This window comes from Sphingomonas sp. 66-10 (assembly GCF_001897045.1).
GTDB classification, from domain to species: domain Bacteria; phylum Pseudomonadota; class Alphaproteobacteria; order Sphingomonadales; family Sphingomonadaceae; genus Sphingomonas; species Sphingomonas lycopersici.
The window spans coordinates 11,759-25,938 of record NZ_MKRR01000135.1 but is presented as its reverse complement, the minus strand read 5'-3'; the positions used below and the strand labels follow the sequence as shown (position 1 = coordinate 25,938).

At 66.2% G+C, this 14,180-nt stretch carries 13 protein-coding genes and 1 other RNA gene (1 of these 14 cut by a window edge); 11 read left to right on the top strand and 3 right to left on the bottom strand.

Translation table 11 applies throughout. The features are described from left to right. The 4 genes from ffs to BGN95_RS16940 all read left to right on the top strand — a co-directional run. Positions 1 to 88: signal recognition particle sRNA small type (ffs, locus tag BGN95_RS16955), an RNA gene on the top strand (it extends 2 nt beyond the left edge of the window). 186 nt (positions 89 to 274) lie between these two features. After that, positions 275 to 1,891 (top strand): DNA polymerase III subunit gamma/tau, encoded by a 1,617-nt coding sequence (locus BGN95_RS16950; RefSeq protein WP_286773441.1) that lies wholly within the window; start codon positions 275 to 277, stop codon positions 1,889 to 1,891. Next, positions 1,888 to 2,211 carry a YbaB/EbfC family nucleoid-associated protein gene (locus tag BGN95_RS16945; protein WP_179511855.1) on the top strand — a complete coding sequence of 108 codons (324 nt, stop codon included), beginning with the start codon at positions 1,888 to 1,890 and terminating at the stop codon, positions 2,209 to 2,211. The genes BGN95_RS16950 and BGN95_RS16945 overlap by 4 nt, the downstream gene beginning before the upstream one ends. Positions 2,212 to 2,385: 174 nt before the next feature. Further along, positions 2,386 to 3,342, top strand: a complete 957-nt coding sequence (locus BGN95_RS16940) for an isopenicillin N synthase family dioxygenase (RefSeq protein WP_265268277.1) — start codon at positions 2,386 to 2,388, stop codon at positions 3,340 to 3,342. A 123-nt stretch (positions 3,343 to 3,465) separates the two neighbouring features. On the opposite strand, the gene BGN95_RS16935 is transcribed toward BGN95_RS16940, so the two are convergent. Further along, entirely contained in the window at positions 3,466 to 3,888 is a 423-nt protein-coding gene (locus BGN95_RS16935) for a winged helix-turn-helix transcriptional regulator (protein ID WP_265268483.1), read from the bottom strand. Between the two features lie 190 nt (positions 3,889 to 4,078). Here BGN95_RS16935 and BGN95_RS16930 point away from each other — a divergent pair, with 190 nt between their 5' ends. The 5 genes from BGN95_RS16930 to BGN95_RS16910 all read left to right on the top strand — a co-directional run bounded on the left by BGN95_RS16930 (position 4,079) and on the right by BGN95_RS16910 (position 11,635). After that, positions 4,079 to 4,441 carry a CC_3452 family protein gene (locus BGN95_RS16930; RefSeq protein WP_179511853.1) on the top strand — a complete coding sequence of 121 codons (363 nt, stop codon included), beginning with the start codon at positions 4,079 to 4,081 and terminating at the stop codon, positions 4,439 to 4,441. Positions 4,442 to 4,544: 103 nt separating this feature from the next. Beyond that, positions 4,545 to 6,650: a RelA/SpoT family protein gene (locus BGN95_RS16925; protein ID WP_265268278.1), complete on the top strand. Its 2,106-nt coding sequence runs from the start codon at positions 4,545 to 4,547 to the stop codon at positions 6,648 to 6,650. Positions 6,651 to 6,926: 276 nt separating this feature from the next. After that, positions 6,927 to 8,531 (top strand): S10 family peptidase, encoded by a 1,605-nt coding sequence (locus BGN95_RS16920; RefSeq protein ID WP_265268279.1) that lies wholly within the window; start codon positions 6,927 to 6,929, stop codon positions 8,529 to 8,531. Between the two features lie 128 nt (positions 8,532 to 8,659). Beyond that, positions 8,660 to 10,465 (top strand): DUF885 domain-containing protein, encoded by a 1,806-nt coding sequence (locus BGN95_RS16915; protein WP_286773440.1) that lies wholly within the window; start codon positions 8,660 to 8,662, stop codon positions 10,463 to 10,465. A 135-nt stretch (positions 10,466 to 10,600) separates the two neighbouring features. Then, positions 10,601 to 11,635: a glycosyltransferase family 2 protein gene (locus tag BGN95_RS16910; protein WP_179511849.1), complete on the top strand. Its 1,035-nt coding sequence runs from the start codon at positions 10,601 to 10,603 to the stop codon at positions 11,633 to 11,635. 75 nt (positions 11,636 to 11,710) lie between these two features. Here the strand turns inward: BGN95_RS16910 and BGN95_RS16905 are convergent, their stop codons facing one another. Further along, entirely contained in the window at positions 11,711 to 12,436 is a 726-nt protein-coding gene (locus tag BGN95_RS16905; RefSeq protein WP_286773439.1) for a hypothetical protein, read from the bottom strand. On the opposite strand from BGN95_RS16905, the gene BGN95_RS16900 reads away from it, so the two are divergent. Together BGN95_RS16900 and BGN95_RS16895 are read left to right on the top strand one after the other, a co-directional pair. Beyond that, positions 12,416 to 12,760, top strand: coding sequence for an RcnB family protein (locus tag BGN95_RS16900; RefSeq protein ID WP_286773438.1), 345 nt, complete (start codon positions 12,416 to 12,418; stop codon positions 12,758 to 12,760). The two genes, BGN95_RS16905 and BGN95_RS16900, sit on opposite strands and share 21 nt — an antisense overlap. Before the next feature lie 74 nt (positions 12,761 to 12,834). Continuing rightward, positions 12,835 to 13,518 carry a prolyl hydroxylase family protein gene (locus BGN95_RS16895; RefSeq protein WP_179511848.1) on the top strand — a complete coding sequence of 228 codons (684 nt, stop codon included), beginning with the start codon at positions 12,835 to 12,837 and terminating at the stop codon, positions 13,516 to 13,518. A 1-nt stretch (position 13,519) separates the two neighbouring features. On the opposite strand, the gene BGN95_RS16890 is transcribed toward BGN95_RS16895, so the two are convergent. Further along, positions 13,520 to 14,155 carry a glutathione S-transferase family protein gene (locus tag BGN95_RS16890; protein WP_265268282.1) on the bottom strand — a complete coding sequence of 212 codons (636 nt, stop codon included), beginning with the start codon at positions 14,153 to 14,155 and terminating at the stop codon, positions 13,520 to 13,522. Positions 14,156 to 14,180: the final 25 nt, after the last annotated feature.

The window sequence follows — 14,180 nt, the reverse complement described above, 5'->3', positions numbered from 1 at the left end:
AGTCGGGCGGACGTGGTCGTCGCCAACCTGGTCAGATCCTGACGGAAGCAGCCACAACGATTTCGCCACGGGTCGTTCCGGCTCCCACCCGCGCAGCCGATGAGCGCACGATCGCATCGCGCCACATCGACAAGCGCGGGCGGCAGCGCAGAAGCGCCGTCCGACGCCGCGGCTTCGCCGCGGCGCTGCCCCCATCCAAATCTTTCCCGCTGACGAACGCGCTCACAGCGCCTATCTAGCTCGGCGTGACACAATTCCTCTCCCTCGCGCGCCGATGAGCGATTCTCTCGGCCTCGACGAACCGCCCCAGCCGCATCGCGCCGGCGGCGACGCCTATCGCGTGCTCGCGCGCAAATATCGCCCGCAGACCTTCGCCGCGCTGATCGGGCAGGAGGCGATGGTGCGCACGCTGGAGAATGCGATCCGCCGCGATCGCATCGCGCACGCCTTTCTGCTCACCGGGGTGCGCGGGGTGGGCAAGACCTCCACCGCGCGGCTGATCGCCAAGGCGTTGAATTGCGTCGGCCCCGACGGGCAGGGCGGGCCGACGATCGATCCGTGCGGGCAATGCGAACCGTGCCGCGCGATCGCCGAGGGGCGCCATATCGACGTGATCGAGATGGATGCCGCGAGCCATACCGGGATCGACGACATCCGCGAGATCATCGAGGCCTCGCGCTATGCCGCGGTCTCGGCGCGCTACAAGATCTACATCATCGACGAAGTCCATATGCTGTCCAAGGCGGCGTTCAACGGGCTGCTCAAGACGCTGGAGGAGCCGCCGGCGCATGTGAAATTCCTGTTCGCCACCACCGAGGTGAACAAGGTCCCCGTCACCGTCCTGTCGCGCTGCCAGCGGTTCGACCTCAGGCGCATCCCGGCGGACAAGCTCGCCGAGCATTTCGCCTGGGTCAGCGCCGAGGAGCAGGTCGAGGTCGAAACCGAGGCGCTGGCGCTGATCGCGCGCGCGGCAGAGGGCTCGGCGCGCGACGGGCTGTCGATCCTCGATCAGGCGATCGCCCACGCCGATCTCGAAGGCGGCGGGGTGCGCGCGGCGGCGGTGCGCGAGATGCTCGGCCTCTCGGATCGCGGCGCGGTGCGCGATCTGCTCGCGTTGCTGCTCGCGGCGGATGCGCCGGGGGCGCTGGCGGCGCTGCGCCGGCAATATGATCTCGGGGTCGATCCGCAGGCGGTGTTCCGCGCGTTGCTCGAAGCGGTCCACGGCGTGACCCTGGTCAAGGTCGGCGCGCCCGAGGACGCAGCGCAGGCGGCGGAGGAGCGCGACGCCTATCGCGACTGGTCGGCCAAATTGTCGTTCGCGATGCTCCACCGGCTGTGGCAGCTCCTGCTCAAGGGACATGACGAAGTGGTGCGCGCCGCGCTGCCGATCGAGGCGGCGGAAATGGCGCTGCTGCGCATCGTCCACGCCTCGACCCTGCCCGATCCGGGCGAGCTGGCGCGGCAGATCGCGAGCGGGTCGATCTCGGTTTCCGGCCCGTCGACGGCGGCCCCCGCTCCCGCGCAGCGCAGCAACGAATTCGCCGCGGTGATGGCCTTGCTCGAGGAGCGCGGACATCATGCGCTCTATTTCCGGCTGCACAGCAATGCGCGGCTGGTCAGCGCGGCGCCGGGCGAGCTCTCGTTTAGCGGCTCGCGCCGGATCGCCGCCGATGTGCTGACCGAGCTCGCGCAGGTGCTCAAGGCGGAAACCGGGCGCGCGTGGAAGATCGCAATGGTCGACGCGCCCGGCGAACCGACGCTGAAGGAAGCCGCCGATGCCGCCGACGAGGCAGCGCGTCAGGCGATCCTCGGCACTCCGATCGTCGCGGCGGCGCGTGCCGCTTTCCCCGACGCTGAATTGATAGACTGGCCCAAACGGAGCGTATCGTGAAGGATTTGAACGACATTCTTGCCATGGCGCAGAACGTGCAGAACGAGCTGAGCAAGGCGCAGGAAAACCTCGACACGATCGAGGTGGAGGGCGCCGCCGGCGGCGGTCTGGTCAAGGTGCGCGCATCGGCGAAGGGACGGATCGTTGCGGTGACGATCGACGAGTCGTTGCTTCAGCCGAGCGAGAAGCAGATGGTCGAGGATCTGGTCGCCGCGGCGCTCAACGATGCGCGGGCGAAGGCCGATGCGGCGTCGTCGGCGGAGATGGCGAAGATGACCAGCGGCCTGCCGCTGCCGCCGGGGTTCAAGCTGCCGTTCTGAGCCGATCCGTCATCCCAGCGAAGCCGGGATCGCGGGCGGCAGGCGTCGCCCTCGCAGCACGAGACCGCGGCTTTCGCCGGGGTGACGACGCGGCGGGGTGAGCGGCGTCCGGCTAGCAGACCGGCAGGGAAGGGCGTATGACCGCCGTTTACCCCTCATGGACCCCTCATCATCATGCTTGATACCCCGCTGGCGCAGGTGCCGACGCTCAGCCTCAACGATCAGGACGCCGATCCGGTGGCCTTTGCTGCCGCGCTCGGCGGGTCGTTCGAGCGGTTCGGCTTCGCGATCGTCGCCGATCACGGGATTCCCCACGATCTGATCGACCGCGCCTGGCGCGAGACCGCGGCGCTGTTCGCGCTGCCCGACGACGAGAAGCGCGGCTATTTCGTCGCCGGCGGCGGCGGCGCGCGCGGCTATACGCCGTTCAAGACCGAGATCGCCAAGGACGCGAAGCACGTCGATCTCAAGGAATTCTGGCATATCGGCCGCGATCTGCCCGAGGGGCATCGCTTCGCGGACCATATGGCGCCCAACATCTGGCCGGCGCGACCCGAGGGGTTCCGCGATACCTTCCTCGAATTGTTCACTGCTTTCGATCGTGCGGGCGACCGGCTGCTGTCGGCGATCGCGCGGCACCTGAAGCTCGTGCCCGACTGGTTCGACCGCGCGGTGACTGACGGCAACAGCGTGCTGCGGCTGCTGCATTATCCGCCGATCCCGGCCGATGCCGAGGGGGTCCGCGCGGGGGCGCATGAGGATATCAACCTCATCACCCTGCTGCTCGGCGCCGAGGAAGCCGGGCTCGAATTGCGCGACCGCGATTCGGGGCGCTGGCTGGCGATCAAGCCGCCCGAGGGGGCGATGGTCGTCAATGTCGGCGATATGCTGCAGCGGCTGACCAATCATGTCCTGCCGTCGACCACGCACCGCGTCGTCAATCCGCCGCCCGAGCGGCGCGGGCATTCGCGTTACTCGATGCCGTTCTTCCTGCACCCCGCGCCCGATTTCCTGATCGAGACCTTGCCCGGCTGCATCAGCGCGGAAAACCCCAACCGTTATCCGACCCCGATCACCGCGCATGACTATCTGCACGAGCGGCTGGTCGAGATCGGGCTGATCAAGAAATAAGCTGCGCCGTCACCCCGGCCTTGAGCCGGGGTCCATCGGGAGGCAAGCGCGGGGCAAGAGGTTCTAACCACCGCGCTTGCGGCACAATGGACCCCGGCTCAAGGCCGGGGTGACGGTTGCGCGTTATTCCGCCGCGTTGGCGATGTCGGTTGCGTCGGCCACGTCGCCGGGCAGCGCCCAGTGCAGATCGCCCTTGGTCAGCACGCGGCCGTCGTGGCTGAGCACCGCGATCGGCTGGATCGGGCGGTGATCGCGCGAGTCGACGAGGATCGGAAAAGCCGGCACCCCGGTCTCCCAGCGCTCGCCCCATTGCCGCAGTGCAACCATCGTCGGGAGCAGCGCGTGGCCCTTCTCGGTCAGGCAATATTGAATCTTGCGACGATCCTCGGGCAGCGACTGGCGCTCCATGATCCCGTGCTCGACGAAGCGCGCGAGCCGGTTGGCGAGGATGTTACGCGCGATCCCGAGTTCCGACTGGAATTCCTCGAAATGGTGCAAGCCATTGAAGGCGGCGCGTAAAATCAGGAACGCCCACCGCTCGCCCATCGCCTCCAGCGCTGCCGGAAGACTGCATTCGTTGAGCGGTTCGCGTAATTTCCCCAACCGAAAGCTCCTTTGTTTTCAAGCCTATCCTAACCGACCCCGCGCCGGCTTCGAACAAAAATATTGGTTTTCTCTTGCAACTCGCATATGCAATATGTAGGTATTATTTAGCAACTTATTGTGCGAGGCAACAATGATTCGCTCCCTCATCGCAGCCGTTCTCACCTCCACCGCTTTGCTCGCTTCGGCGGGTGCGTCCGCGCAGACCCCGGCGGGCTATTTCGTCGCCGTCCCGGCCGCCCCGGCGACCAAGGACGCGGTGATGACGCGTGACACGCCGTGGTCGCTGCGCGACGGCGCCTATGTCACCGCCAAGGCGCCGGTGCGCGATATGGTCGCGTGCCAGCTGATCGCACGCGGCGTCGGCGAGATCTCGTCGTTCAGCGCCGGCGGCAAGGCGTTCGACGCCGCCGCGCTCGGCGAGTGCAACACCAAGGCGAAGGGCGGCCATGTCGCGGTTGCGAAGGCCGATCCGGCGCCGACCCCCGCGAACTGATCTGCCTTATCCCAAGGCATGAAATCGGGTCCGCCGGTCGCCGTATGCGGCCGGCGGACCATTTCTGTTGCAAAGCAATAGGCGAAAGCGCCATCGTGCCTTTGTGCTGAGACAATATGAGTTGATCGATCGGGTCCTCGCTTATGACCCGGATGCCGACGAGGCGCTGCTCAACCGCGCCTATGTCTTTTCGGTCAATGCCCACGGCACCCAGAAGCGCGCCTCGGGCGATCCCTATTTCAGCCATCCGATCGAGGTCGCCGGCATCCTGACCGAGTTGCACCTCGACGACGAGACGATCGCCACCGCGATCCTCCACGATACGGTGGAAGATACCGTCGCTACCCCCGAACAGATCGGGCAATTGTTCGGCGACAATGTCGCGCGGCTGGTCGACGGCGTGACCAAGCTGTCGAAGATCGAAGCGCAGACCGAGAACGAGCGCGCCGCGGAAAACCTGCGCAAATTCCTGCTTGCCATGTCGGGCGATATCCGCGTGCTGCTGGTCAAGCTGGCCGACCGGCTGCACAATATGCGGACGCTGCATTACATCGCGAACCCCGACAAGCGCCGCCGCATCGCCCGCGAGACGATGGATATCTACGCCCCGCTCGCCGAGCGGATCGGCATGTACGAGTTCATGAAGGAGATGCAGACGCTCGCCTTCCAGCAGCTCGAGCCCGAGGCGTATGAATCGATCACGCGGCGGCTCGAACAGCTTAAGTCGGGCGGCGGGGACAAGATTGCCAAGATCGGCTCGGGGCTGAAATTGCTGCTCTCGCGTCATGGCGTCCAGGCGGATATTTCGGGGCGCGAGAAGCATCCCTATTCGATCTGGCGCAAGATGCAGGAGCGCCATATCAGCTTCGAGCAGCTTTCCGACATCATGGCGTTCCGCGCGATCGTGCCGGCGGTGGAGGATTGCTACGCCGCGCTCGGGCACATCCACCGCCGCTGGCCCGCGGTGCCGGGGCGGTTCAAGGATTATATCTCGACGCCCAAGCGCAACGGCTATCGCTCGCTGCACACCACGATCATGCACGCGGAAAACCAGCGCGTCGAAATCCAGATCCGTACCGAGGAAATGCACGCCGAGGCCGAATATGGGCTCGCCGCGCATTGGGCGTACAAGCAGGACATGAAGGTCCGGCCCGAGACGCAGCAGGACTGGATCGCCGATCTGGTCGAAATCCTCGACAATGCCGCGACGCCCGAGGAACTGCTCGAGCATACGCGGATGGCGATGTATCAGGATCGCATCTTCGCCTTCACCCCGAAGGGCGAGCTGATCCAGCTCCCCAAGGGCGCGACCCCGATCGATTTCGCTTATGCGGTCCACACCGATCTCGGCGATCAGGCGGTGGGGGCGAAGATCAACGGCCGCGTCGTGCCGCTGCGGACCGAAATCCACAACGGCGATCAGGTGCAGGTGCTGCGCTCCAAGGCGCAGACCCCGCAGCCGAGCTGGCTGAGCTTCGCGATCACCGGCAAGGCGCTCGCCGCGATCCGCCGCCATTTGCGGCTGGTCGAGCGCGAGCAGACCGTCGCGCTGGGGCGCAAGCTCTACGACGATATCGTCACGCGTCTGCCCGCGCCGCTCGCGGCGGATGCGCTGGAACAGGGGATCAAGCGCCTCAAGCTCGCCGACGAGGTGCAGCTGATGACCGCGATCGCGCGCCGCACGCTGACCGATGCGCAGGTGATGGAGGCGTTGATGCCGGGGTCGGCTGGCGCCGATGTCGCGCATAATATGCCGCAATCCAGCGCGATCTCGATCGAGGGGCTCGCGCCGGGCGTCGCCTATGAGTTGGCGACCTGTTGTCATCCGGTGCCGGGCGACCGCATCGTCGGGCTGCGCCGGCCCGATGCGTCGATCGAGGTGCACTCGATTGATTGCCGCACGCTCGCCGATCTCGCCGAACGGTCCGACGAAGAAACCGACTGGATCGACGTGCAATGGGGCGACAAGACGATGGGCGCGGTCGCGCGCATCTCGGTCGAGGTAAAGAACGAGCCCGGCGCGCTGGGGGTGATCGCGACGATCATCGGCCAGCATAAGGCGAACATCATCAACCTCCGCCTCGACAGCCGCGATACCGGCATCCACACCAACACGATCGACGTCGAGGTGCATGATGCGCACCAGCTGATGCGGCTGCTCGCCGCGCTGCGCGCCGCCGATGCGGTGGCGGGGGCGGAGCGGGTGTGAGTTGAACCCCTTTTACCACCCCGGCGCAGGCCGGACCCCAGTTACGAACGGCTCGATGCTGGGCCCCATCCTGCGCCGGGGTGGAGCAACTTGACCTCAGTCACCGTCATTCCCGCGCAGGCGGGAATCCATTCACGCAGGCCTAGCCGATAGAGTTGCGACGACGCCGGCAATGGATTCCCGCCTGCGCGGGAATGACGATGGGGTGTTGCGCCGCGCGCATGAACGCGCAATTGGAACAATATTACGTATCGTAAAAAAGGGAGAGTCTTCCGCATGTTCGCCCGCGCCATCGCTATTTTGCTCTTGTCCACCTCGGCGGTTGTCGCCGCGCAGGAAGCCAAGCCGGCGGAGAAGGGCGGGAAGGGCGCCCCGCAAAGCAATGCCGAACTGATGAAGCAGGAGGCCGAGGCGGCCTATGCCAATGCCCCGGTGCAGGAGCGCGAGGAGAAGTCGAAGGGCAGCGTCGCCGTCGCCGGGCGCACGCTTGGCTACACCGCCACCGCCGGCACGCTGACGATCCGCGATACCGAGGGCAAGCCGACCGGGTCGATGTTCTACACCGCCTATACGCTGGATGGCACGCGGCCCGGGACAAAGCGCCCGATCACCTTCTTCTACAACGGCGGCCCGGGCAGCCCGACCTTCTGGCTGCATATGGGATCGTTCGCCCCGGTCCGGCTGCGCACCGGCAATCCCGAATCGATCCGCCCCGCGCCTTATGATTTCGGGCCGAATCCCGATACGCTGCTCGACAAGACGGACCTCGTGTTCCTCGATGCGATGGGCGCGGGCTATTCGCGTGCGCTGGGCGATACGAAGCCCAGCCAGTTCTACAGCGTCGACGGCGATGTCGACGCCTTCGCGCGCGCGATCATCCGTTACGTGACCAAGAACGGGCGGTGGAACAGCCCCAAGTTCATCTTCGGCGAAAGCTATGGCACGACGCGCTCGGGCGCGCTGGCCTATCAGCTACAGGATCGCGGGATGGCGTTGAACGGCGTCGTGCTGCTTTCCTCGATCATGAACTACGGCTATCGCCAGCCGGGGCTCGATCAGGTCTATCTCAACTATCTGCCGAGCTTCGCCGCGACCGCCTGGTATCATAACCGCATCCCCAATCGCCCGGCGGACGTCGCGACGATCGTCGAACAGGCGCGCGCCTTCGCGGTTGGCCCTTATGCCTCGGCGCTGGCCAAGGGCCAGTCGATAGGCGACGCCGAGCGCGACCAGATCGCGACGCAGTTGAGCCAGCTGATCGGTCTCTCGCCCGAGTTCATCAAGCGCGCCAACTTGCGGATCGATCTGCCGCGTTTCCAGAAGGAATTGCTGCGCGATCAGCGGCGAACGATCGGCCGGTTCGACGCCCGCTACACCGGGGTCGATAGCGACGCGGCGGGTGATCGCCCTGAAACCGATGCCTCGTCGGAGGCGATTTCGGGTGCGTTCATCGGCACCTTCCACGATTATGTCTCGAACACCTTGGGGTATAAGACCGACATGCCGTATCGCCTGTCGGCGCGCGACGGGGCGGGGTTCGACTGGAACTGGAAGCACAAGGCGCCCGGCTCGGGGTTCGGCACGCAGCAGAACAACCCCAATACCGCGGTCGATCTCGCGGCGGCGATGCGCGACAATCCCTATCTCCAGGTGCTGTCGATGAACGGCTGGTACGATATGGCGACGCCGTTCTTCGGCACCGAATATGATCTCGGCCATATGATGCTGGAGCCAGCGCAGGCGAAGAACCTGAGCTTCACTTATTATCCCGCGGGGCACATGACTTATCTCAACCCCGACGCGCTCCACGCGATGAAGCGCGACCTTTCCGCCTGGTACGATCGTGCGCTGGCGACGGGCGGGTCGGCTGCGGCGAGATAAGGTCGGGTCTTTTGTCGTCATGCCGGATCAAGTCCGGCATGACGGTTGAGTGGGTGTATTATGGGGTTGCCACACCTGCGCACGGCGTTACGCTGGCACCATTCCCAAATTAAAAGGGGTTTCCAAAAATGGATCGTCGTTCTTTCCTGGCATCGTCGGGCGCCGCGTCGGCGCTCGCGCTGATGCCTGCCGCGCTGCGCGCACAAGCCGCCGCAGCGGGCGATGCGAAGCTCAATGCCACTTTCGACCGGATCATGACCGATATCCTTCCGGAGATGCCGACGCTCGCGACGGTGCTCGGGATGGACAAGGGGGCGAATGCCCCGCTCAAGCATCGGCTGGAGGATAATTCCGCTGCCGGGCGCGCCAAGGGGCAGCGCATGCTGAAGCGCGCGATCGCCGATATCACCGCCATCTCCCCCGACAGCCTGTCGCCCGCGGCGAAGCTCGATCGCGAGGTGGTGCTCTATTCGCTCAATTCGCAGGCGCTGCCGAACGACCGGTTCGGGCTCGATTCGGTCCAGCGCCCCTATCTGATCACCCAGCAGGCCGGCGTCTATTTCGAGACGCCCGATTTCCTCAATTCCTCGCACACGATCGTCAACGCGGAGGATTGCGCCGCCTATCTCGATCGGCTTGCGGCGATGGCGACCTCGCTCGACAATGAAACCGCCGAGCAGAAGGAACAGGCGGCGCGCGGCTATGTCGCGCCGGGCTGGTCGCTCGATCTCGCGCTGGCGCAGATGGCCAAGCTGCGATCGCCGGCAGCGGCGCAGAGCGGCCTTACCCAGTCGCTCGCGACCCGCGCAGCCAAGGCCAATATCGCCGGCGACTGGCAGGCCAAGGCGTCCGCGATCGTCGAGAAGCAGGTCTATCCGGCGCTCGACCGGCAGATCGCGTTGGTCAAGCAACTGCGCGCGAACGGTCGCACCGACGACGGGCTGTGGGCGGTGCCGAAGGGCGACGAGATCTACGCCGCCGCGCTCGCCGAGGCGACGACGACCAATTTCAGCCCCGACGAAGTGCATCGCATGGGGCTGGAGCAGGTCGCGTCGATCACCGCCGAGCTCGATACGATCCTCAAGGGGCAGGGGCTGACCCAGGGCAGCGTTGCCGAGCGGCTCAACGCGCTCAACGTGCGTGCCGACCAGCTCTATCCCGATACCGCTGCGGGACGCGAGCAACTGATCCGCGACCTCAATGCGGGGGTCGCGGCGATGACTGCCAAGCTCGACCGGCTGGTCAATCACTGGCCCAACGCCCCGCTCGAGATTCGCCGCGTGCCGGTGGAGATCCAGGATGGCGCCTCGAACGGCTATTATTACCTCGCCGCGCTCGACGGCTCGCGCCCGGCGATCTACTGGATCAACCTCAAGAGCGTCGGCGACTGGCCGAAATATTCGCTCCCTGCGCTCACCTATCACGAGGGCGTGCCGGGGCATCATCTGCAGCTGACCATCGCGCAGCAGGCCAAGACGCCGCTGCTCCGCAAGCTTTCGTTCTTCAGTGCTTATTCGGAAGGCTGGGCGCTCTATGCCGAGGGGCTGGCGGACGAGGTGGGCGGCTATGCCTCGCCGCTGGAGCGCGCCGGTTTCCTGCAGAGCTATCTGTTCCGCGCGGCGCGGCTGGTGATCGACACCGGGATCCATTCCAAGCGCTGGGGCCGCGAGAAAGCGACCGATTATATGGTGCAGACCGTCGGCTTCGCGCGTCCGCGCTCGCAGCGCGAGATCGAGCGTTACTGCACCCAAGCGGGGCAGGCGTGCAGCTACAAGGTCGGCCATGCCGCCTGGGTGCGTGCGCGGGAGAAAGCGAAGGCGATCCTCGGCGCGAAATTCGACGAGAAGAATTTCCACGACATCTTGGGCGCTGGCGCGATGCCGCTGACGATCCTCGAACGGATGGTCGAGGAACGCGCCCGCGCCGCGGCATAACGCGCTTCGCGTCAACCACGACCACCTCTCCCCGTTCGACAAGCTCAGGTCGAACGGGGGGAGGTTCGTAGCACGGGGCTCTACCCGCAACATTTGCGTGATTTTCCCCCCTCCAGCCGATAAGTGCGGCTGATCATGCATCGTCTTCAGCTTTCGATCGTCGTGCCGTGTTACAATGAGGCAGAAACGCTGCCGCTGCTGCACCAGCGCGTCTCCGCCACGGCGCATGCGGTGGTGGGCGACGATCATGAGATCGTGCTGATCAACGACGGCTCGCGCGACGACAGCTGGCGGATCATGCAACAGCTCGCCGCGGCGGACCCGCGCGTGGTGGCGATCAACCTGTCGCGCAACCACGGCCACCAGCTCGCGCTGACCGCGGGGCTCGATCTGTGCTGCGGCGAGCAGATATTGATCCTCGATGCCGATCTGCAGGACCCGCCCGAATTGCTCGGCGAGATGCGCGAGGTGATGGCGCGCGAGGAGGCCGATGTCGTCTATGCCGTGCGCCGCAAGCGCGAGGGCGAGACCTTGTTCAAAAAGGCCACCGCCTCGGCCTTCTACCGCGTGCTCGATCGCGTGACCGATACGCCGATCCCGCTCGATACCGGCGATTTCCGGTTGATGACGCGCCGCGCGCTCGATGCCTTCCTCTCGCTCCCCGAGCAGGCGCGGTTCATCCGCGGGATGGTGGCGTGGGTCGGGTTCCGGCAGGTCCCGTTCCCTTATGACCGCGCCGAGCGTCACGCCGGCGAGACCAATTATCCGCTGTCGAAAATGCTGCGGCTCGCGTTCGACGCCGTAACCGGCTTTTCCACCGCGCCGCTGCGTTTCGCCAGCCATGCCTCGGTCGCGCTGGCGGGGGCATCGCTGCTGCTGCTCTTCTACATCGCCTGGGGCTATTTCCGCGGCAGCCCGGTGCAGGGCTGGACCTCGACGATGCTCGTCGTGACGGTGCTGAGCGCGGTGCAGATGTTCGTGCTGGGGATGATCGGCGAATATCTCGGGCGGCTCTATATCGAATCGAAGCGGCGGCCGCTCTATCTCGTCGCAGATATCGCCGGGCCGGTGCGCGCGCGCGCCTCGCTCGGCTACCAGGCGGTGCGCACCCGCGTCCCCGCCGGCGAGGCGCCGGAGGACGAAGACGCCCCGCTCGCAGCACGACGTTGAGACTTTTGAATCTTTCAATCGGCTGACAGCATGGTTCAGCCCGCATTCGCTGCGACTCGGCGATAACCGGCAATATCATCGGGGCCGGCTCGTGCGCCGGCGATGGAGTGTCCGGGAATGACGAAGAAGATATTGGCCGCGCTGGCCGCAGCAGCCTCGCTGCTGCCGCTCGCCGCGTCGGCACAGGAGGGCTGGCAACGTGGCGATCGCGGCGATCGCGGTGCGCCGCGCCAGGCAGCTCCGCAGCAACAGGCGCCCCGCCCGCAGCCGCAACCGCAGGCTCAGCCCCAACAGCGCTGGGATCAGGCGCAGCGCCCGCAATGGCAGCCGCGCGGCGATCAGGCCCAGCCCGGTCGTTGGGACGGCCAGCGGCAGCCGGGTCGCTGGGATGGCCAGCGCCAGCCGGGGCAACCCGGGCAGCCGGGTCGCTGGGATGGCCAGCGCCAGCCGGGGCAACCCGGGCAGCCGGGCCGTTGGGATGGCCAGCGCCAGCCGGGGCAACCCGGGCAGCCGGGTCGCTGGGATGGCCAGCGCCAGCCGGGACAGCCCGGGCAGCCGGGCCGTTGGGACGGTCAGGGTCAGCCTGGGCAGCCGGGCCGTTGGGACGGTCGGGGTCAACCGGGACAGCCCGGGCAGCCCGGTCGTTGGGACGGTCAGCGCCAGCCGGGTCAACCCGGCGGGTGGCAGGGCCGCCCGTCGAACGACGATCGCGCGCGCTGGCAGAATCGCGGGCGCGACAATCGCGATGTCCGCTCGGGATGGAACGACCGCCGGGATTTCGTGCGCGATCGCTATGGCCATGACGACCGCCGCGCGTGGAACCGCGACTGGCGGCGCGACACGCGGTACAATTGGAGCAATTACCGCTACCGCAACCGCTCGGTGTTCCACCTGCCGCGCTATTATGCGCCCTATGGCTGGGATTACGGCTATCGCCGTTTCTCGGTCGGGGTGATGCTGTCGGCGCCGCTGTTCGTCGAGGATTATTGGATCGACGATCCGTGGACCTATCGCCTGCCGGAAGTCTACGGCCCGTATCGCTGGGTGCGCTATTACAACGACGCCTTGCTGGTCGACGTCGACAGCGGCGAAGTGGTCGATGTGATCTACGACATCTTCTGGTAAATCAGCGCAGGCGGGCGTCGTTTCGTGCGGCGCCCGCTTGCCTTCGCGCTTCGGGCGCGCGAATTGGCGGCGCCATGACGACCAGAATCGGACCTCCCGGCCATCCTTCGCCGGTACGGCGCTTTATCGGAGAGCAGGTGCAGGCGCGGCTCGATGCCGATCCGCGGATGGAGCGGCTGCCGACCGATCTCGCGGTGGTCTATCGCTGCCGCAACTATCTCGATGCCGCGCAATGCAAGCAATTGGTTGCGATGATCGATGCCGATCGCCGGCCCTCCACCTTGCTGTCCGATCGCGGCGATACCGCCTTCCGCACCAGCGAGAGCTGCGACATGGACCGCTGGGCGCCGGCGGTGCGCGCGATCGACGAGGGGATTGCCGGCCTGCTCGGCATCGCGCCAGAAAATGCCGAGACGATGCAGGGCCAGCGTTACGCCGTCGGCCAGCATTTCCGCCCGCATCACGATTATTTCCACGAGAACGAAAGCTATTGGCCGGTGATGAAAGCCAGCGGCGGGCAGCGGACGTGGACCGCGATGATCTACCTCAACGATGTCGAGGAGGGCGGGGCGACCTGGTTTCCGCAGGCGGGCCTGCGCGTCGCGCCGCAGCGCGGATTGCTGCTCGCGTGGAACAATATGGCGGCGGACGGCAGCCCCAATCCGGCGACGCTCCACGAGGGGTCGGCGGTAACCGAGGGGGTGAAGTATATCGTCACCAAATGGTTCCGCGAGGCGCCCTGGGTGGCGGCGGGGTAAATCAGCGTTTCTTGTCAGCCGCTGCGAAGAACGCGATCTGATCGGCTTGGGCTTTCCTGAACGCCGGCCGGTCGATCGTGCGGGCGATATAGGCTTCGGTCGCCGGCCGGTCGCCGAACGCGCGCACCAGCGGCACCCGCAATACGTCCGCCATCAGCAGATCGGCGACGGTGAAGCGATCGGCGACCAGCCATTCGCGCTCGCCGAATATCCTTTCGAGCTGGCCCAGCCGTGCGCTCAACCATCCGGTCAGCTGGTTGTCGGCATCGCCGGAGACGTTGAGGAACCACCACGGGACCGAGACCATCTCGATCGAATTGAGCGCGGCGATCGTCCATTGCATCACCTGCGCCTGTCCGGCCGGATCGCTTGGCATCAGCCGCTCGCTTTTCCGCGCGAGATGCAGCAGCATCGCGCCGCTTTCGAACAGTTCGAGGTCGCCGTCACGCAGGAACGGCACCTGGCCGAACGGCTGTTGCGCGAGGTGGTTCGTCTCGCGGCCGTCGAAGGCGACCGTCCGCATTTCATAGCCGAGGCCGGCTTCCTCGCATGCCCATCTCAGCCGCAGATCGCGCACGAAACCGCGCGGGCCTTGCGGCACCCAATCATAGGTCCAGATCGTCAGGTCGCTCGTCATTGCCGGCTTCTCACCCCGTAAACCG

What these genes read in the sequence shown, in the direction of transcription:
- BGN95_RS16905 (WP_286773439.1), bottom strand. Translation starts at nt 12,436, where the DNA reads ATGGCCATAGCGATCGCGCACGAAATCCCGGCGGTCGTTCCATCCCGA.
- BGN95_RS16950 (WP_286773441.1), top strand. Translation starts at nt 275, where the DNA reads ATGAGCGATTCTCTCGGCCTCGACGAACCGCCCCAGCCGCATCGCGCC.
- BGN95_RS16930 (WP_179511853.1), top strand. Translation starts at nt 4,079, where the DNA reads ATGATTCGCTCCCTCATCGCAGCCGTTCTCACCTCCACCGCTTTGCTC.
- BGN95_RS16890 (WP_265268282.1), bottom strand. Translation starts at nt 14,155, where the DNA reads ATGACGAGCGACCTGACGATCTGGACCTATGATTGGGTGCCGCAAGGC.
- BGN95_RS16915 (WP_286773440.1), top strand. Translation starts at nt 8,660, where the DNA reads ATGGATCGTCGTTCTTTCCTGGCATCGTCGGGCGCCGCGTCGGCGCTC.
- BGN95_RS16940 (WP_265268277.1), top strand. Translation starts at nt 2,386, where the DNA reads ATGCTTGATACCCCGCTGGCGCAGGTGCCGACGCTCAGCCTCAACGAT.
- BGN95_RS16910 (WP_179511849.1), top strand. Translation starts at nt 10,601, where the DNA reads ATGCATCGTCTTCAGCTTTCGATCGTCGTGCCGTGTTACAATGAGGCA.
- BGN95_RS16935 (WP_265268483.1), bottom strand. Translation starts at nt 3,888, where the DNA reads ATGGGCGAGCGGTGGGCGTTCCTGATTTTACGCGCCGCCTTCAATGGC.
- BGN95_RS16920 (WP_265268279.1), top strand. Translation starts at nt 6,927, where the DNA reads ATGTTCGCCCGCGCCATCGCTATTTTGCTCTTGTCCACCTCGGCGGTT.
- BGN95_RS16895 (WP_179511848.1), top strand. Translation starts at nt 12,835, where the DNA reads ATGACGACCAGAATCGGACCTCCCGGCCATCCTTCGCCGGTACGGCGC.